16 protein-coding genes are annotated in these 17,944 nt (G+C 73.3%); 7 read left to right on the forward strand and 9 right to left on the reverse strand.

What is annotated here, in order from left to right; genetic code table 11:
• The first annotated feature begins 1,415 nt into the window (after positions 1-1,415).
• Together UO65_RS33345 and UO65_RS33350 are read left to right on the forward strand one after the other, a co-directional pair.
• Positions 1,416-4,745 carry a hypothetical protein gene (locus UO65_RS33345; protein WP_052021189.1) on the forward strand — a complete coding sequence of 1,110 codons (3,330 nt, stop codon included), beginning with the start codon at positions 1,416-1,418 and terminating at the stop codon, positions 4,743-4,745.
• A gap of 41 nt (positions 4,746-4,786) precedes the next feature.
• The gene (locus UO65_RS33350) at positions 4,787-6,304 is read left to right on the forward strand and encodes a hypothetical protein (RefSeq protein WP_052021190.1); all 1,518 of its coding nucleotides are present in this window, start codon (positions 4,787-4,789) and stop codon (positions 6,302-6,304) included.
• A gap of 19 nt (positions 6,305-6,323) precedes the next feature.
• Here the strand turns inward: UO65_RS33350 and UO65_RS15035 are convergent, their stop codons facing one another.
• Both UO65_RS15035 and UO65_RS15040 read right to left on the reverse strand, forming a co-directional pair.
• Complete coding sequence (locus UO65_RS15035; protein WP_035283005.1) at positions 6,324-7,541, reverse strand: class I SAM-dependent RNA methyltransferase; 1,218 nt, start codon at positions 7,539-7,541, stop codon at positions 6,324-6,326.
• Positions 7,538-9,547: an APC family permease gene (locus UO65_RS15040; protein WP_035283006.1), complete on the reverse strand. Its 2,010-nt coding sequence runs from the start codon at positions 9,545-9,547 to the stop codon at positions 7,538-7,540. The genes UO65_RS15035 and UO65_RS15040 overlap by 4 nt, the downstream gene beginning before the upstream one ends.
• 110 nt (positions 9,548-9,657) lie before the next feature.
• Here UO65_RS15040 and UO65_RS15045 point away from each other — a divergent pair, with 110 nt between their 5' ends.
• Both UO65_RS15045 and UO65_RS15050 read left to right on the forward strand, forming a co-directional pair.
• Positions 9,658-10,323: a potassium channel family protein gene (locus UO65_RS15045; protein ID WP_035283045.1), complete on the forward strand. Its 666-nt coding sequence runs from the start codon at positions 9,658-9,660 to the stop codon at positions 10,321-10,323.
• The gene (locus UO65_RS15050) at positions 10,323-10,979 is read left to right on the forward strand and encodes a potassium channel family protein (RefSeq protein ID WP_035283008.1); all 657 of its coding nucleotides are present in this window, start codon (positions 10,323-10,325) and stop codon (positions 10,977-10,979) included. The genes UO65_RS15045 and UO65_RS15050 overlap by 1 nt, the downstream gene beginning before the upstream one ends.
• A gap of 102 nt (positions 10,980-11,081) precedes the next feature.
• On the opposite strand, the gene UO65_RS15055 is transcribed toward UO65_RS15050, so the two are convergent.
• From UO65_RS15055 to UO65_RS15070, 4 genes are all read right to left on the reverse strand, one after another.
• Positions 11,082-11,282: a hypothetical protein gene (locus UO65_RS15055; protein ID WP_035283009.1), complete on the reverse strand. Its 201-nt coding sequence runs from the start codon at positions 11,280-11,282 to the stop codon at positions 11,082-11,084.
• Positions 11,283-11,457: 175 nt separating this feature from the next.
• Positions 11,458-12,396, reverse strand: coding sequence for an acyl-CoA desaturase (locus UO65_RS15060; protein ID WP_035283010.1), 939 nt, complete (start codon positions 12,394-12,396; stop codon positions 11,458-11,460).
• Positions 12,397-12,544: 148 nt separating this feature from the next.
• Entirely contained in the window at positions 12,545-13,312 is a 768-nt protein-coding gene (locus tag UO65_RS15065; RefSeq protein WP_035283011.1) for a DUF3159 domain-containing protein, read from the reverse strand.
• A gap of 19 nt (positions 13,313-13,331) precedes the next feature.
• Positions 13,332-13,715: an OB-fold nucleic acid binding domain-containing protein gene (locus tag UO65_RS15070; RefSeq protein ID WP_035283046.1), complete on the reverse strand. Its 384-nt coding sequence runs from the start codon at positions 13,713-13,715 to the stop codon at positions 13,332-13,334.
• A gap of 94 nt (positions 13,716-13,809) precedes the next feature.
• On the opposite strand from UO65_RS15070, the gene UO65_RS36755 reads away from it, so the two are divergent.
• Positions 13,810-14,529 carry an alpha/beta fold hydrolase gene (locus tag UO65_RS36755; protein WP_233427583.1) on the forward strand — a complete coding sequence of 240 codons (720 nt, stop codon included), beginning with the start codon at positions 13,810-13,812 and terminating at the stop codon, positions 14,527-14,529.
• A gap of 22 nt (positions 14,530-14,551) precedes the next feature.
• On the opposite strand, the gene UO65_RS15080 is transcribed toward UO65_RS36755, so the two are convergent.
• Positions 14,552-15,217 (reverse strand): DUF3710 domain-containing protein, encoded by a 666-nt coding sequence (locus UO65_RS15080; protein ID WP_035283014.1) that lies wholly within the window; start codon positions 15,215-15,217, stop codon positions 14,552-14,554.
• Positions 15,217-15,360, reverse strand: coding sequence for a hypothetical protein (locus UO65_RS36760; RefSeq protein WP_161784470.1), 144 nt, complete (start codon positions 15,358-15,360; stop codon positions 15,217-15,219). Before UO65_RS36760 ends, UO65_RS15080 begins: the two co-directional genes overlap by 1 nt.
• Before the next feature lie 24 nt (positions 15,361-15,384).
• Between UO65_RS36760 and UO65_RS15085 the strand changes: the two genes are divergently transcribed.
• On the forward strand, positions 15,385-15,864 hold the full coding sequence (locus UO65_RS15085; RefSeq protein WP_035283016.1) for a DUF3093 domain-containing protein: 480 nt from the start codon (positions 15,385-15,387) through the stop codon (positions 15,862-15,864).
• Between the two features lie 93 nt (positions 15,865-15,957).
• On the opposite strand, the gene UO65_RS15090 is transcribed toward UO65_RS15085, so the two are convergent.
• Positions 15,958-16,266, reverse strand: a complete 309-nt coding sequence (locus tag UO65_RS15090; protein WP_035283018.1) for a DUF4193 domain-containing protein — start codon at positions 16,264-16,266, stop codon at positions 15,958-15,960.
• 501 nt (positions 16,267-16,767) lie between these two features.
• Between UO65_RS15090 and cei the strand changes: the two genes are divergently transcribed.
• On the forward strand, positions 16,768-17,469 hold the full coding sequence (gene cei, locus UO65_RS15095; RefSeq protein ID WP_052021191.1) for an envelope integrity protein Cei: 702 nt from the start codon (positions 16,768-16,770) through the stop codon (positions 17,467-17,469).
• Positions 17,470-17,944 lie beyond the last annotated feature (475 nt).

Consider the following 17,944-nt stretch of genomic DNA (forward strand, 5'->3'; position numbering starts at 1 on the left):
CGCAGGCAACCGGAGTGGCTCCGGCCAACGCAACCCCGCCCGCACCAACCGGCGCACCCAGCACCCCGACGGCCCCCACAAACGCGACCTCACCTGCCGACCTGACCACCGCACTCCCCGCCACCCCGTCGGCTCCGGCCACCCCCGCGACTCCGGCCGCTCCGGAAAACACAGTGGCTCCCGCAGCAGGCAGGTCCGAACCGGAAGCCACAACCGATCCGGTCACCACCGCGCACCCCACGGCCGTCGCGAGCCCACCGGCAGCGAACCAGACGCCCCCGATCCCGTCCGCGCAAGCAACCCCGGCCGAACAGGCAGGAGCAGCCCAGCAGGCAGACCCAACCGCTTCGGCAGGATCGGCCGAGCAGCAGACCCTGCCCACCGAGCCGCCCGCCGACGCGGGACCGACCGCCGCGCAACCGCAGGCAGACATGTCGGTGAGCGCACCGACCCCGGAGGCCGCGGCCGCACTCGCCGCCGCCGCGGGTGGAGCCGAGCAGTCCGTTCCCCCCGGGTCGGCGGAGGAAGCAGCCGCCGGAGCGGCCGAGGACTACACCGGGCCGGACTTCACGCCGCGCCCGTTCCGGATCAACCCGCGGGAGTGGGAGAGCCGGATACCGTCGTGGCAGCCGTTCCGGACCCCGGACCTGGTGGCCCCCAGCATGGGCGCGGCCGAGCGCGAAGCCGCGGCCCGGGAAAAGGCCGCGCAGGAAGCCACGGCACAGCAGGCAGCCTCCGAGACAGCCGCAGACGAAGCCGCCGGGCAAGGGTCGCTCTCCGAGCAGACCCTGCGGATGCGGCCTGTGGCGCCGCAAGACGTTGCCACGCAGGCGATCCCCCAGCAGCCCACCGTAGACCCCACCTCAACGGCACAGACCGCCACCAACCAGGCGCAAGCACCAGGCACGCCAACCGCACAGGGCTCCCCACACCCAGCACAGACGACCGCAACCCCGACACCGCAGGCACTCCCGGACGAGGCGCGAGCACCGGGCACGCCGGCACAGACCACACCCCCGCAAGCCTCCCCGAACCAAGCGCCGGGTGTCCCAGAACAGACCACCACACCACAGGCGCCCCCGGCCCAAGCACAAGCACCGGGTACGCAGGCGCAGAGCACCACCACGCAAGCCTCCCCGAACCCAACACCAGCCTCAGGCGCTTCAGCCGCAGCGCAGACCACCCCAGCCCAAGCGCTCCCGAACCAAACGCAGGCGCCGGGTGTCGCAGCGCAGGCCGCCGCCTCGCAAGCGGCCCGGTCGCAAGCGCCGGACGCCGCCACCTCGCACCAGGTGCAAGCGCCCGGCACCCCGGCACCCTCGAACCAAGCGCAGGTGGCAGGCACCCCGGTGCCGCAGGCTTCACCGAGCCAGGCACAAGCGCCGGGCTCTCCGGCCCAGGCTGCGCCGAACCAGGTGTCGAACGCCCCGGCGGTCTTCCCGACCCAGACGCCCGCCTACCCGGGCGCTCCGGAGCAGCAGCACCCCTACGGCGTCAGCAGGCCCGGTCAGCCGAACCCGTTCCTGGCGGCCAACCTGCCCAACCCGTTCCACGACCCCGACGCCCCGAGCAAGGCCTTCCCCGCCACCCCGGTCGAGGAGCCCGAGCCGGACCAGGGCGAGGAGGGCGAGGGCAAGACGCGGTTCGGAATCCGCCAGCCCGCGCACCGCAAGCGGGAACGGGGGTTCCGGCAGTGGTTGGCCGTGGCGATCGGCAAGAAGCGCGGCAGGTCCGACACCGACGACGCCCCCGGGCAGTCGCAGGCGAACTCGACCAGCAACGCGATCCGGGCCACCCAGGTGGGCACGTTCTTCACCTCGGCGAAGCAGGCCCGCCCGCAGGTGGGCGAGCAACCGGTGACGCGGCCCAGTTGGGCGCTGCAACCGGGTGGGCAACCGGTGCCGGTGGTGCAGCTCGGGGATTCGCACCAGTTGGCCGAGGAGGCACTGCTCGCGGAGCCGGTGTCGAACGGGGAACCGCCCTCGGACCTGGCACCCCCGGTCGGGGTGCCGCCGCTGTCGGGCAGGAAGTCCCTGCCACCGGGGAAGTCGCCTGCGGAGGGGAAGTCGCCGTCGAGCGGGAACCCGCCGCCGGGCAGGAAGACGTCAGCGAGCGGGAAGGCGCCGTCGGGCGGAAAGGCACCATCGGCTGGGAAATCAGCGGCGGGCGGAACACCGTCGGGTGGGAAGTCGGCAACGGGTGGGAAGTCAGCGGCGAGCGAGAAGCCGGTGGCGGAGGGGGTGCCGGTGGCGGAGGGGAAACCGCCGCTGGTGTTGAAGGCCGGGAAGCAGGCGCCGTTGCCGGTGCGGCAGCGGGCGACGATCCCGTTGGCGTTGCCGCCCGCGCAGAAGAAGCAGTCGAAGCCCGCTCCGCCGGTCGAACCGGAGCCGGTTGAACCAGAGGAAGCCGGGCCCGCGCGGCCGTGGCACCCGTGGCGACCGGGTGGGGTGCGCATCGCGTTCCCCACGTCGACCGGTGACGTGCTGGGTGGGGACGGTGAGCAGGCGGGCTCGGAGCCGGAGGACCAGCAGCCCGAGAAGCAGCAACCGGAGAAGCAGTCGCCGCCCGCCGCACGGCCCGCGCGGGCGAGCGACCGGCGCAACCGGCCGTGGCACCCCCGGCAGGGGGAGCTGGTCCGCGACACCACGGACCGGCCCGCCCGCACCAAGGGCAAGGGCAAAGGCACCACCCCGCCATCCGACGCCGAGCAGAGCACCAAGCCGGGCGGCCGTGCCAAGACCGCGCGCTCGACCCCGGCCGACCAGCCCCAGCCCGAGGCGGACCAGTCGCCGACGCAGGTCCTGCGCCCCGTGCGGCTGTCCCGGTCCGACAAGGACAAGGCCGCCGACGCGCCCGAGGGCACCCGGAACCCCGATCGGGCGCGGAAGGCGGGCACGGAGGAGCCGCCCGCCCCGGTCCAGGAGACCGAGACCTCCAAGCGGGAAAAGCCGACGCCGCCGGTCCGGGGCACCCACCGGCGGACCAAGGCACCCAAGCGGAACGCGGACGGACCGACCGCAGGACCCGAGCGGCACAACGGGCACAACACCGACGGCCCCACCCCGCGCCACCTGTCCGCCAACGGTTCAGCACCGATCACCGGCCCCGAGCACGCGCCCGCCGCGAACGGACACGCACCGGACGCCGAGTTCCCGGCGGTGCGGGGGGAAGCACTCACGACGTTCCGGAACGGCTTCCGAGCCGAGCCCCGCCGCACCCCCGTGGAGGACACCCCGGCACCCGAGCAGACACCGGAGCCCACAAACCGAGAACCGGACGAGGCATCGCCCGCCGCCCCGGAGCAGGAACCCACACCGGACTCCACGACCGGGAGCCCCGCACCCACACCAGGCCCAGCGAACGACCAGGCCCCGGCGAACGACGAGCCGGAGCACGCGGGGAACCCGGCAACCAGCGAGTCCGACCCCACGGACGACCTGGTGACCGACGAGCCCACCCCGGCCCCGCAGTCCGATCGGAGCGATGCCGACCTGGCACCGGAGTCCGGCGGTGGCGAACCCAGCGCGGCTCCGGAGGCTGCCCGGAGCGAACTCGGCCTGGAACCGGAGTCCGCAGGCAACGAACCCGACCCGGCACCGGAAGCCGGTGACGATGGATCTGGCCCGGCACCGCAACCCAGCCGCAGCAACCCCGGCCCGGCACCGAAATCCGGTGGGAACGAACCCGACCCGGCACCGCAACCCAGCCGCGCCAACCCCAGCCCGACACCGGAATCCGGTGGGAACGAACCCGACCCGGCACCGCAACCCGGCCGTGGCAACCCCGACCCGGCACCGGAAGCCGGTGACGATGGTTCTGGCGCAGCTCCGCAACCCGGCCACAGCAGCCCCACACCGGAATCGGGTGACAACGAGCCCGGCGCGGCGGCACAGCCCGACCGCAGCGAACCCAGCCCGGCACCGGAGTCAGGCGGGAGCGAACCCGAACCTGCGCCGGAGTTCCCGATGGACCCCTCCGAGCAGGCGGCGGCCAGCGGTGGGGAGCCCGGGGCGGACCGGGTCGAGCACGTCGTCAGTGGGCCCGCGGTCCGGGTGGGCAGTTCACTGGAGATCGTGGCGCTGGGGTTGCCGGTGGCCGGGTACCTGCCGCTGTGGCACCACGACGGCCGGGTGAGCCACTGGCGGTTGGACAACCCCGGGCGGGTGCTGTCGCGGTTGGGGCGGGGCACCGTGTCCCGAACCGAGATCGACAAGCGGCGGTTCCGGGAGGTGGCGGCGGTCGACCTGGCGAGTCGGACGATGCTGCTGATGGACCGGTACCGCAACTCCGACGGCGGGATCATCGGGGAGAGCGTCGAACTGCGGGAGGCCACCGAGGAGCAGGCGTTCGCGGCGGCCACCCCGACGGCGCGGGCGGAGTTGTACTCGTGGCTCGGGGAGACCGTGCGCGCCGCCGCCGAGCGGGGCGAGTACCTCGCGGTGGAGACCGGCGGTTGGGACGTGCCGCTGCGCCCGTGCGTGCTGATCATGGTGCGGCCGGGCCCGGAGGGCGAGTCGTTCTCCGTGGTCGAGGCATCCCCGGTGCCCGAGGGCGCGCCGATCTGGGTGGACCGGCAGCCGGTGGCCACCAAGGGGCAGGTGCTCGCCTCCCCGGTCACCGACGTGGCGCTGCGCGCGGCCGGGCCGCTGACCGGGTTCGCCATCGACGCGTGGGGCAGGCACCCGTTCGAATTGGGCCTGTCCTTCGGTCCGAACCCGACACTGGCGGCGGAACCGACCGGGTAGGGTCGGCCGGGCACGTGGGGGGACGATCCGGGGGGACGGGGATGAACGCGCCGGACGAGGTCGACCTGCCCCGGCTGACCAAGCGGGTCGGTCGGGCACTGGTCCGCGCGGCCGGGGACGGCTGGACGCTGATCCGGGCCGAGTACCGGGCGGCGGGCAGGCACGTCGAGGTGGACGTGCTGATCGCCGGGCCGGACGGCAGGCCGCTGGCGATCCGCCCACCGCTCGAGGTGGTCGAGGGCCTAGGCCGCATCCGCGAGGCCATGTACGAGCCGGGCCGGGGCACCTGGCTGCGCGCGGTCTACGAGATCGAACCACCCGGCGCCTTCACCTGCGACTTCGAACCCGACGTCGAACCGGTCTGGCGCCGAGTACCACCGCAGATCGGCTTCCAGGACGAACTCCGCGCCCACCCCCGCACCGACGCCCACCTCCCCGACTGGCTGCGCGCCCGCGCGGGCCTCCCGCCCGCCCCTCCCCCGCCACCGCCCACCCCACCCACTCAGCAGCCCCTGGCTTCAACGGCTCCCGGCAGGCCCGCCGCACCCGGCGCCGCGGACCCGAACGCCGCTGTCCCCGACAGCCCGACCGCCGCCCCCCACCCTCCGGGTGCCGCCCAGGAGCACCCCGGTGCCCCGGAGGGCTCCGCACCGAGCAGCACCGGCACTCCCCCGGTACCGCACCCGGCCACCACGGGACCGCAGGTCCCCAGCGGCCACACCGGCCAGAACCCGGCACCACACCACCCCGGCACCCCGGCACCGAGCACCGGGACCGGAGGACACCAGCCGCCCGCCCCGGGCGACACCGGCCCGAAGCACGCGGGCGACCGGAGCACCACAGCCCAGGACCCCGCACCCCGGCGCTCCGGCAGGCACGCGCACCCGGACGGCTCGTCCCCGGAAGACGACTCCAGCCGGACCGCAGGCCCCCGCCACGCGGGCGGCCAGGCCACCGGACCGCAACACCACACCAGCCCACACCACCCTGGTCTCCCACCACACCGGACGCCCGACCCCACCGAGACCGGCCCACGACCGGGAAGCGGCCCCGCGCCCCAGTACCCGGGTGTCCACCGCCCCGGCCCGAACACACCGCCCCGACAGCAGCCCGGCGCACCGGCTCCCGACCGGCCTGGCAGCCCCACCCACCAGCCAGGCACCACACCGGGCAACGCCCACCGGCAACCAGGCGCGAGCAGCCACCCCCGGTCGGAAAACCCCCCGCAGCACCAGCCCGGCACCGCAGACCACAACCCGCAGGCAGGCTCTGCCCGACACCACTCCAGCACCACAGGGCAGAACCACCCCCACACCCCACCGGGTGGCCCAGCCCAAACCCACCCCGGCCCCGTGGGCGACACCCCGGCGGGCGGCCCAGGCCCGCACCACCCCGGCAACCCCAACCACACCCCGGCGGGCGGCCCGGCACAGCACCAACCCGGTGCCACCGGTCAGGGCCTGCGCCCGCCCGGTCCGCGTCACGCCGCACCGCCGCAGCGGCCTGCCCCCGGCCGGGGCGGGAACCCCCCGCCCCGGCCGCAGGGCCCGCAGCGCTGACCGCCAGGCCCGCCGCGCCTCAGTTCTCCAGCAGTGCCACGCACTCCACGTGGTGCGTCATCGGGAACGTGTCGAACGCGCGCAGGTCCGCCAGCCGGTAGCCGCGATCGGCGAACAGGGCGATGTCGCGGGCCAGGGCCGCCGGGTCGCAGGCCACGTAGACCACCCGGGCCGGTGCGCGGTCGGCGATCGCCGTCACGACGTCCTTCCCGGCGCCCTTGCGCGGTGGGTCCAGGACGACCACGTGCGGGTCCGGCAGTTCGGGGTCGGTGATGACGTGCTCGACCTTGCCCGCGAAGACCCGCACCGACGGCAGGTCGGCGAGGTTGTCCGCCGCGTCCTCCGCCGCCTGGCGGCCGGATTCGACCGCGATGACCGTCCCTTCCGGACCGACCTGCCCGGCGAGGACGGAGGCGAACAGACCGACCCCGGCGTAGAGGTCCCACGCGACCTGTCCCGGTCGGGCGTCGGACCACAGCTCCACGGCCTCGGCGAGGACGTCGGCGGCGTCCGGGTGGACCTGCCAGAAGCCCTGGGCGTCGAGTTCCCACTCGCGGCGGGCGGCCTGTTCCACCGCGACCGCCGAGCCGAGCACGCGCTGCGACCGCAGCACCGGTTTCCCGCTGCGCCGCCTGCCCTTGTCCGGGACCAGTTCGCTGGCGTGGGTGCGCCCGGTGGCGTCGACCGACACGTCGAGCTCGGCGCCGGGTGTCCACTCGCGACCGACGAGGACGTCGACGGTGCCGGGGGCGGCGATGACGCAGTCGGTGACCGGGACGATCCGGGAGCTGCGGTGGGCGTGGAAGCCCAGGTACCCGGTGCGGTCGACGGCGAGGCGGACGCGGGTGCGCCAGTGGGCGAGCCCGCCCGCCAGTTCTTCCACCTCGACCTCGCGGTCCACCCCGGCGAGCCGGTGCAACTGCTCGGCGACCACGACCGCCTTGAGCCTGCGCTGTTCGACCGCCGAGGCGTGCTGCCAGTCGCAGCCGCCGCAGCCCCCGGGGACGGCGACCGGGCACGGGGGCTCGACCCGTTCCGGGGATGCCTCCAGGACCTCCACCGCGTCGCCCCGGCAGAAGGAGCCGCCCCGGTCCTCGGTGATGGCGACGACCACGCGTTCACCGGGGAGGGCGTGGCGGACGAAGACCACCCGCCCCTCGGCGCGGGCCACGCAGTGCCCGCCGTGGGCGACGGCGCCCACCTCGACCTCGAATCGGCGTCCGGTCCAGTCGGTCATTTGCCGGGCTCCTTGTCCGTTGCGGTGAACCCGCGCCGCACCGCACCCGGCACCAGCACGTCGTGGTCGGCGACCTTCTCCGAGGATTCCAACTGCCACGGCACGCTGGTCACCATCACCCCCGGCTGGAACAGCAGCCTGCTCTTGAGCCGCAGCGCGCTCTGGTTGTGCAGCACCTGCTCCCACCAGCGGCCGACCACGTACTCGGGGATGAACACGGTGACCACGTCGCGCGGGTTGTCGGTGCGGATGCGCTTCACGTAGTCCAGCACCGGCTTGGTGATCTCCCGGTAGGGGGACTCGACGACCTTCAGCGGCACCGGGAAGTTCTCCTTCTCCCAGTCCGAGACCAGTCGTTTGGTGTCCACGTCGTCGACGTTGACGGTGATCGCCTCCAGGACGTCCGGGCGGGTCGCGCGGGCGTAGGCCAGCGCGCGGCGGGTGGGCAGGTGCAGCTTGGAGACCAGGACGATGGAGTGGATGCGCGAGGGCAGCACGAAGACGCGCTCGCCCTCGGCGGTGGCCAGCTCGTCGGCGACCCGGTCGTAGTGGCGGCGGATGCCGGTCATCAGCACGTAGATCGCGATCATGGCGACGATGGCGATCCAGGCGCCGAGCAGGAACTTGGTGATCAGCACGACCACCAGCACCGAGCCGGTCATCACCAGCCCGAAGGTGTTGATGAGCTGCGAGCGGCGCATCCGGCGGCGCGCGGCCGGGTCGGTCTCGGTGGCCAGGTGGCGGTTCCAGTGCCGGATCATGCCGGTCTGGCTCATGGTGAAGGACACGAACACGCCGACGATGTAGAGCTGGATGAGCTTGGTGACCTCGGCGTCGAACGCGATGACGAGCACGATCGCGAAACCCGCCAGGCCGACGATGCCGTTGGAGAACGCCAGCCGGTCGCCCCGGGTGTGCAGTTGCCGGGGCAGGTAGCGGTCCTGGGCGAGGATCGAGCCGAGCACCGGGAAGCCGTTGAACGCGGTGTTCGCGGCCAGCACGAGGATCAGCGCGGTGACCACGGTGATGAAGAAGAAGCCGACCGGGAAGCCGGAGAAGACCGCCTCGGCGATCTGGGCGACCATCGTCTTCTGCTCGTACCCGGGTGGGGCGCCGACGAGCTGGTGGGCGGGGTCCTCGGCGACGCGCACGTCGGTGAGCTGGGCCAGCACGATCAGGCCCATCAGCATGACCACCGCGATCGCCCCCATCAGCAGCAGCGTGGTGGCCGCGTTCTTGGACTTGGGCTTGCGGAAGGCGGGCACGCCGTTGCTGATCGCCTCGACACCGGTCAGCGCCGCGCAGCCGGAGGAGAAGGCGCGCAGGACCAGGAACACCAGCGCCAGCCCGGCCAGTTCGCCGTGCTCGGACTCGACCTGGAAGCCGGAGCTCTCAGCGGGCATGTCCTCGCCGAGGACCAGTCCGCGGAACAGGCCGAACAGGATCATCGCGATGATGCCCGCCATGAAGGCGTAGGTGGGCACGGCGAAGGCGCCGCCGGACTCCCGGATGCCGCGCAGGTTGATCGCGGTGAGCACCACGATGGCGATGACGGCGAACTCCACCTTGTGGTCGGCCACGAACGGGATCGCCGAACCGATGTTGGCCATCGCCGAGGCGATCGACACCGCCACGGTCAGCACGTAGTCGACCAGCAGCGCGCTGGCCACGGTCAGCCCGGCCCGCTTGCCCAGGTTCACCGTGGCGACCTCGTAGTCGCCGCCGCCGGAGGGGTAGGCGCGGACGTTCTGCCGGTAGCTGGCCACCACCGTCAGCATGACGACGACCACCACGACCCCCACCCAGGGCGCCATGGTGTAGGCGGACAGGCCCGCCACGGACAGGACCAGGAAGATCTCTTCCGGGGCGTAGGCCACCGACGACATGGCGTCGGAGGCGAAGACCGGCAGGGCGATGCGCTTGGGCAGCAGCGTGTGGGCCAACCGGTCGCTGCGAAACGGCCTGCCGACCACCAGACGTTTCGCCGCCGTGGAGAACTTGGACACGGGGTCACAGCGTAGGCGGTCCCGTCACCGTTTCGGACCAGCCACCGGTAGGTTCGTCGCAGTCACCCGCGACGGTGTCCGTTTCCAGATTTTCCGACAGGAGGATGGTCGTGCACGTGGTGATCATGGGCTGCGGCCGGGTGGGGGCCTCGATGGCCGCCGCCCTGGAGCGGCTGGACCACACCGTGGCCGTCATCGACAAGGACGCGCAGGCCTTCCGCAGGCTGGGGTCCGACTTCCACGGCCAGCAGGTGGTGGGGCCCGGGTTCGACCGGCAGGTGCTGATCGAGGCCGGGGTCGAGCGGGCGGGCGCCTTCGCGGCGGTCTCCAGCGGCGACAACTCCAACATCATCTCCGCCCGGGTGGCCCGCGAGACCTTCGGCGTCGAGCACGTCGTGGCCCGCATCTACGACCCCAAGCGCGCCGAGGTGTACGAGCGGCTGGGCATCCCCACGGTCGCGACCGTGCCGTGGACCACCGACCGGCTGCTGCGCACCCTGCTGCCCGACGGCGTCGGCTCGGCCTGGCGGGACCCCACGGGCAAGGTCGCCCTGCTCCAGGTGCCCCTCGACGAGGGCTGGGTCGGGCACACCGTGCGCGAGTTCCAGCAGACCACCGGCGCCAGGGTGGCGTTCATCATGCGCTTCGGCACCGCCGTGCTGCCGCAGACCAAGACCGTCATCCAGGCCGACGACCAGGTGTACGTCGCCACGCTGTCCGGCACGATCAGCGACGTGACCGCCGCGGCGGCGCAGGCACCGGAGGAGGGGCACTGATGCGGGTCGCCATCGCCGGGGCCGGGGCCGTGGGCCGGTCCATCGCCGCCGAGCTGATCGCGGGCGAGCACCAGGTCATGCTGATCGAGCGCGAGGCCAAGCAGTTCGAGCCGCACACCGTCGAGCAGGCCGAGTGGGTCCTCGCCGACGCCTGCGAGCTGGCCTCGCTGGAGGACGCGGGCCTGCAGCTGTGCGACTGCGTCATCGCCGCCACCGGCGACGACAAGGTCAACCTGGTGGTGTCGCTGCTGGCCAAGACGGTGTTCGCCGTGCGCCGGGTGGTGGCCAGGGTCAACCACCCGGCCAACGAGTGGCTGTTCAACTCGGCCTGGGGCGTGGACGTGGCGGTGTCGACCCCGCGCGTGCTGGCCGCGATGGTCGAGGAGGCGGTGAGCGTCGGCGGGCTGGTGCAACTGCTGACCCTGCGCCAGGGCCAGGCGAACCTGGTGGAGATGACCCTGCCCGCGGACACGCGGTGGGCCGGGCGCCCGGTCCGCGACGTGAAGCTCCCCCGCGACGCCGCCCTGGTCACCATCCTACGCGGCGGCCGGGTGATCGTGCCGCAGCCGGACGACCCGCTGGAGCCCGGGGACGAGCTGCTGTTCGTCGCCTCGGCCGACGTCGAGGGGGAGATCCGCCGGGCGTTCAGCCACTGAGGCGGCCGGGGTGCCTGCCGGTGGCGCGTGGCCCCGGAGCGGGGCCCGTACGAGACAGCACCCGGACCACGTGCGGGTGCGGCGGCGACCACGCAGGACGGCTCATCCAGATGAGCTGGGCGTTCCCGACGCGAACTGCATCGTCAGGTCGATGCCTGCGGGGTCCTCATCGGCCATGGCGGCGATGAGGTCCGCAGCCATCTCCCGCGCCTCGGCGGCGGTGCGCCCCTGTGTGCGTCCCACGGCGGGTACGTCGACGACCCAGAAGCAGCCTTCTCGGACCGCCATCGCGGTGTAGCTCATCTCAGCCGACCTTCCCGACGAATCCGCCTGCCCGTCTGCCGGACCCGCTGACCGCGCGATCGGGATCGGCGGCGAAACGAATCCGGCCCCCTGGATGCTCCCACCCAGGGGGCCGGACATCGGGGTCGGGTGATCCGGCGGCCGCGAGCGGAGGTCACCCCGACATCGATCGGGGTCAGGCGGGGGCGCGGAGCTTGGCGATGCGGGCCGGGGTGGGCCAGCGGACGTCCCAGGCCCAGCCGAGCTTCTCGAAGAACCAGATCAGCCGCGCCGAGATGTCCAGTTGGCCGCGCAGCACGCCGTGCCGGGCCGAGGTGGGGTCGGCGTGGTGGGAGTTGTGCCAGGACTCGCCGAAGCTGATCAGGGCCATCGGCCAGAAGTTGGCGGCGCGGTCGCGGGACCTGAACGGGCGCTCGCCGATCATGTGGCAGATGGAGTTGACCGACCAGGTGGTGTGGTGCAGCAGGGCGACGCGGATGATGCCCGCCCAGAAGAAGGCCGTGAGCGCGCCCTGCCAGGACCAGGTGACCAGGCCGCCGATCGCGGCGGGCAGCAGCAGGCTGACGACGGTGAGCACCGGGAACAGCCGGTCGACGCGGCGCAGGTCGGCGTCGGCGAGCAGGTCGGGGGCGAAGCGCTCGGCGTTGGTGCGGTCGCGGTCGAACAGCCAGCCCATGTGCGAGTGCCAGAAGCCCTTGGCGACGGCGATCGGGCCGGTGCCGAACAGCCACGGGGAGTGCGGGTCGCCCTCCTTGTCGGAGAAGGCGTGGTGGCGGCGGTGGTCGGCGACCCACTCGGTGACCGAGCCCTGCAGGGACATGCCGCCCGCGACGGCCAGCACGACCTTGAGCCAGCGGGTGGCCTTGAACGCGCCGTGGGTGAAGAAGCGGTGGTAGCCGACCGTCACGCCCAGGCCGGTGAAGACGAAGAACACCGCCCCGATGACCACGTCGGACCAGCCCAGGCCCCAGCCCCAGGCGAACGGGACGGCGGCGGCGACGGCCAGCAGCGGGGTGGTGACGAACAGGACGACGCCGACCTGCTCAGCACCGCCGCGGCGGCGGCCGAGGATGGGCTTCGCGCCGCGCTGCGGCGCTTCGAGGGTTGCTGTCACTGGCGGGGCTCCTCGCTCGACGAGCGTCTTCCCCCAAGACGACGTACCTACGGTTACGTAACCGTAGGCTACGGGAGGTTCCTGAGGTGCGCATGAGAAAAGGCCCCTGCCGCACGGGCAGGGGCCTTCGCCCACGGGTCAGTGCGGGTCACGCCGGGTCGGCGTACTTCTCCCGCAACCGCGCCTCGACGGCGGCGTCGCTGTCGTCGCCGTCGACCTCGAGTTCCTTGTGCCGCACCTGCGCGCGGCGCACGGCCCACACCGTGACGCCCAGGGCCACCGCGAACAGCGGGTAGCCCATGGCCAGGCGGGCGAAGGCCAGCCAGCCGGTGGCGTCCTCGTCGTAGAGCCACTTCTGCACGACGTAGCGCGCCGCGAACACGGCCACGAAGGTCAGCGTGGCGATGTCGTAGGCGGTGCGGGACTTCTTGTCCTGGCGCCAGCCCTGCCCGTGCCCGTTCAGGGTCGACCAGATCACCCCGACCAGCGGCCAGCGGACCAGCACCGAGGCCAGGAACACCCCGCCGTAGGCCAGGCTGGTCCAGATGCCGAACAGGAAGAAGCCCTTGGCCGAGCCGGTGCGGTAGGCGATGAACGCCGCGATGGCCACGCCGAAGAAGCCGGAGATGGCCGGTTGCAGCGGCTCCTTGCGCACGATCCGGGCCACGGTGATCGCCACCGCCACCCCGATCGCGCTCCAGATGCCGACGGTCAGGCCGAAGAAGGCGTTGGCGAGGACGAACACCACGACCGGCACCGAGGAGTAGAGCAGGCCGCTGACGCCGCCCATCTGCTCCAGCAGCGTCGGTGGGCGCTCCTCCTCCGCCGCGGTGTCCGCCGCGGTGTTCTCCTCCGCGGGGTCGTCGCTCTTGGGGTTGTCGTCCGCGGTGTTGACCTCGGGGGCCGGTTGCGTCATGTCACCGGTTTCGTGTTCGTCAGGGAGCCGTCTGCAGCTCGTAGTACGGGTTGTAGAGCACCTTGCGGCCGTCGCGCACCGCGAGCCTGCCCTTGGCCTTGACGGTGCGGCCGGGCTCGATGCCCGCGATCCGGCGCCGTCCCAGCCAGACTAATGTCACACCCTCGGTCCCGTCGAACAGCTCCGCCTCCAGCGTGGCGGCCGCGTCCCTCGGGCACATCTCCACGCTGCGGAGCCTGCCGTAGACGGTCACCTCTTCACCGGAGCTGCAGTCGCACGCGCGCCGGGCACCCTGGGCCTCGGCGTTGACGGACAGGTCGGCCGCGTCGAGCTGCTCCACGTCCGTGGTCAGCTTCTTGACGAGACGGTGCCAGTACCCGTCCCCCCTGGTGGTGGTGCCCATGTGCTCGCTCCCGGTGGTGGGGATCGGCCCCGACACCGATCCATGCACAATCAGCGTAACCGTGCTAAGGCCCTCTGAGGACAAGGATCGGAACTTGAGTGTCACCCAGCCGCCCGACGCCGGTCACACGGCTGTGCTGCTGCCCGGCACGGGGTCCGACGACCACTTCGTCCGGGAGGTGTTCACCGAGGCCCTGGCGGCCGTCGGGGTGCGGTTGCTGGCCCCCGCCCCGGTGCCGGGTCCGGACCTGGTCGAGGCCCACCTGGCGGCCCTGGACGAGGCCGCGCGCCGGGGCCCGGTGATCGTCGGCGGGATCTCCCTGGGCGCCCACGTGGCGGCCGAGTGGGCGGTGGACAACCTGGACCGGTGCGCGGGGCTGCTGCTGGCCCTGCCGGGCTGGACGGGCGCGGCGGAGGGCGCTCCGGGGGCCATCACCGCCGCCCACGGCGCGGCGGACGTCCGGGCCCGCGGGACGGAGGCCGCGCTGCGGTCGGCGGTGGCGGGGGTCGACGCGTGGTTGGCCGACGAGCTGACCCGCGCCTGGACCGGTCACGGCGACGGCCTGGCCGACTCCCTGGCCGCCGCGGCCTGCCGCGCCGCCCCGACCGAGGCGCAACTGGCGACCCTCGACGTCCCCGCCGGGGTGGCGACCTGCCTGGACGATCCGGTGCACCCCACCGACGTGGCGCGGGTGTGGGCGCGGGCGCTGCCCAACGCCGCGCTGTGCACGACCCGCCTGGAGGTCGTGGGGGTGGACCGCGCGGCGCTCGGCCGGGCCGCGGTCCTAGGCCTGCTGCGGGCCCGGGCGGCCTGAACCCACCCGGGACCGCGCGGCCTCAGCCCTGCTCGCCCTGCTGGGCGGCGGCGATGTGCTCGACGATCGCCTGCGGCAGATCGATCTGCAGCGGGGTGCGCACCGGCATCGGCTGCGTGCCGCGCACGACCACGGTGTTGCGGACCAGCTCGCGCAGCGCGCTCGCGCTGTGCTCGGTCAGCTCCTGGGGACCGGCGACGACACCGCGCAGCATCCACCGGGGGCCGTCGACGCCGACGAAGCGCAGTTGCACCTCACCCGCCGTCGCGGCCAGCTCCTGGCCCCAGTCGCCGACCAGGCTGCGGACCTTGGCGCCGTCGGCGCGCAGTTGCTCCGCCAGCTCGCCGCAGACCTCCTTCCACAGGCCGCCGGACTTGGGGGCGGCGTAGGCGTTGAGGGTCAGTTGGCCGAGCTGGGTGAGGATGTGCACCGCGCGCACCGGCCCCGCCGGGTCCATCTCGACCTGCAGTTGGGCGCCCTCGGGCACCGGGATGCGGACCGAGCCCAGGTCGAGCCGGGCGAACTCGTCCTCCGGGGCGTCGGCCTCGTCGTAGGGCCCGGCCGCGCCGGGTCCGTCCCCGTCGAGGTCGTCCTGGTCGAAGTCGTCCCCGTCCAAGTCGTCCCCGGGGGTCTCCGCCGATCCCCGGCGCCCCCCGGCGTCGCCCTTGCGGCGTCCGAACAGTCCCACTAGTCCTCCGACCCCTTCCCTGACCCGGTGAGCACCGCGTGCCCGCCGGTCGACCCGTCCGGCAGCGCGGTGGCGACACCGGCGCCCACCGGCGCGCGCTCCCCCGGGGCGATCCGGATGGGGAGGACCTCCACGCTGGGCACGAGCGGCGAGACTACCCTGAGGTCGTGACGGACTCCTCGGGCGCCACGCGCGTCGACCCCTCCTACGCCGAGCGGCTCCACGTCACCTGGTACTGGTGGCCGCTGCCACTGCTGGCGGCGGGCATCCTCGCCGCAGAGATCCACATGGGCCACCCCGGCGTGCGGAGCTGGCTGCCGTACGCGGTGGTCGTGCCGCTGGCGGTGCTGATGCTCTGGCGGGCCGGGCGCACCCCGGTGGCGGTGCGCGACGGGAAGCTGCTGGTGGCCGACGCGAACCTGCCGCTGGAGCACGTGGGCGAGGTGCAGGTGGTCGAGGCCAAGGACAAGCGGCGGGTGCTCGGGCCGCACCTGGACCCGGCGGCGTTCGTGGTGCACCGCGGCTGGGTGGGCCCGGTCGTGCGGGTGCGGGTCACCGACCCGGCGGACCCCACGCCGTACTGGCTGTTCAGCACCCGGCACCCGGAGCGGGTGGCGGCGGCGCTGCGCTCCACCTCGCGGACATAGACCGGAGCCGGACACCCGAAGTGGGTGTCCGGCTCCGGTGACGTGCTGTTCCTGACGTCCGCAGTCGGGTTCTCGGCAGGCGCCGAGCCTGGCTCAGGCGCAGTCGCGGCAGACGAAGGTGCCGCCGTTGTCCTCCGCCAACCTGCTGCGGTGGTGGACCAGGAAGCACTTGGAGCAGGTGAACTCGTCAGCCTGCTTGGGGACGACGCGGACGGTCAGGTCCTCGCCGGAGAGCGCGGAGAGGTCGGCACCGGGGAGTTCGAAGCTCTCCGCGGTGTCGGTCTCGTCCACGTCCACGACGCCGGACTGGTTCTCGTTGCGCCGGGCCTTGAGCTCCTCGAGGGAGTCCTCAGCGAGATCGTCGGCCTCGCTGCGCCGTGGTGCGTCGTAGTCGGTCGCCATCTAATTCACCCCTGCGGTCGTTCAGGATGTGGGTCGTGCCGCTGGTCAACGATCCACGGCCCCAGTTTGTGCCCGCCCATTGCGTGACGGAGGTCTCGCCGGTGGCGGCGGAATCCCAGCCGACGGAATCGATTCGGCGTGGGGTTCTCGGTCACCGGAGCGGCCAGAGGGTAGCCCATGCCCGCCGGGACCGCGCACACCCTCACCCCTGGGGCGTGTCCGATCCGTGTCACCGACCCGTCACCGGGTGCCACGATCGGGCGCTGTGCCCGCGATGGCCTTGTCGACGGGGTGCGCCCATGGTGCGATTCACCCGGGAGGTGACCGTGCGCCACGCCGCCGTCGCACGGGGCGATCACGGCAGGTGACGCACACCCCTTCGCCCGGGTGCGGTGAATCCGGGCGGAGCCAATAGGCTGAACTGCAACGACGATCGAGTCGGGGAGACCCGGTTCCGATGCCCGGGGGTGGGGCCATGGGGTCCGTTGGGAGGGTCCGCACGTGGCCGCCGTTGAGCTGAGCGCGGCCGGGGGCCAGGCCCCGTACCGCAAGCGCAGGCCACTGCCCGCGTTGATCTTCCTGGCCGTCCTCTGCCTGGTGGCGATGGTCGTGTGGTTCCAGGTCCTCGGCTCCGACAGCGAGGCCGACGCCGCCAACGCCTGCGCCCCGCCACCCGCCCCGGTGCCCGCCGCCGACGGGCAGCCCGCCCCGGCGCTCGGCCAGCCCCTCCCCGACGACGCGCTCGACCGCACCACCCCGGCCGCCCCCGGGGGCAGCCTGCTGCGCGTGGTCAACGCCAGCGGCCAGCGGCGCCAGGCCGGAGCGGTCACCGAGGCCCTGCGCGAACTGGGCTTCACCCAGGTCACCGACCCGGCCAACGACACGATCTACACCAACGGGTCGCTCACCTGCCGCGCCCAGATCCGCTTCGGCCAGCAGGGGATGCCCGCCGCCCGCACCCTCAGCCTGATCGAACCCTGCGCCGAACTCGTCCGCGACGAACGCCAGGACGCCACCGTCGACCTGGCCATCGGCCAGCGCTACACGCACCTGGAACCCACCACGGCCTCCCGCCGCATCCTGGAGCAACTGAGCGACTGGGCGCAGAACGGCCCGCAGCAGGGCGGCCTGCAGAACGCCGAGGGCACCGGCCCCGCCCTGGACCCGACCCTGCTGGCCGCGATCGAGAAAACCCGCTGCTAGACCCGCTCAACGCCGCTCGCCCCACCCGGAACACCACCACCCGACTTCCGGCCACCCCCAAAACCGCCGACCCAGCCACGCCAATGCCCGGGTGGGTGGCCGACCACCCCCGAAACCGCCGGCCCGACAAGCGAATGCCCGGCTGGGTGGATGCGCTCGCCCAGCCGACCACCCGAAAACCGGCGGCCCGGCCACGGAAACGCCCGGGCGAGCGAATGCGCTCGCCCAGCCACCACCCCCGAACCCGCTGGCCCGGCGAGCAACTACCCGGTGGGTGGATGTCCTGAACGCAGGCCGGCCACCCCGAGAACCGCCGGCCCGGCGACCGAATGCCCGGGTGGGCGGATGTGCTCGCCCAGCCACCACCCCCGAAACCGCCGGCCCTGCGAGCCAACTGCCCCAGCGGGTGGAGGTGCTTGCCCGGCCGACCACCCCACAAACCGGCGGCCCGACCAAGCAACTGCCCGGGTGGGTG

Source organism: Actinokineospora spheciospongiae, from assembly GCF_000564855.1.
GTDB classification, from domain to species: domain Bacteria; phylum Actinomycetota; class Actinomycetes; order Mycobacteriales; family Pseudonocardiaceae; genus Actinokineospora; species Actinokineospora spheciospongiae.

What these genes read in the sequence shown, in the direction of transcription:
- UO65_RS15035 (WP_035283005.1), bottom strand. Translation starts at nt 7,541, where the DNA reads ATGACCGACTGGACCGGACGCCGATTCGAGGTCGAGGTGGGCGCCGTC.
- UO65_RS15065 (WP_035283011.1), bottom strand. Translation starts at nt 13,312, where the DNA reads ATGACGCAACCGGCCCCCGAGGTCAACACCGCGGACGACAACCCCAAG.
- UO65_RS15050 (WP_035283008.1), top strand. Translation starts at nt 10,323, where the DNA reads ATGCGGGTCGCCATCGCCGGGGCCGGGGCCGTGGGCCGGTCCATCGCC.
- UO65_RS15090 (WP_035283018.1), bottom strand. Translation starts at nt 16,266, where the DNA reads ATGGCGACCGACTACGACGCACCACGGCGCAGCGAGGCCGACGATCTC.
- UO65_RS33350 (WP_052021190.1), top strand. Translation starts at nt 4,787, where the DNA reads ATGAACGCGCCGGACGAGGTCGACCTGCCCCGGCTGACCAAGCGGGTC.
- UO65_RS15055 (WP_035283009.1), bottom strand. Translation starts at nt 11,282, where the DNA reads ATGAGCTACACCGCGATGGCGGTCCGAGAAGGCTGCTTCTGGGTCGTC.
- UO65_RS15070 (WP_035283046.1), bottom strand. Translation starts at nt 13,715, where the DNA reads ATGGGCACCACCACCAGGGGGGACGGGTACTGGCACCGTCTCGTCAAG.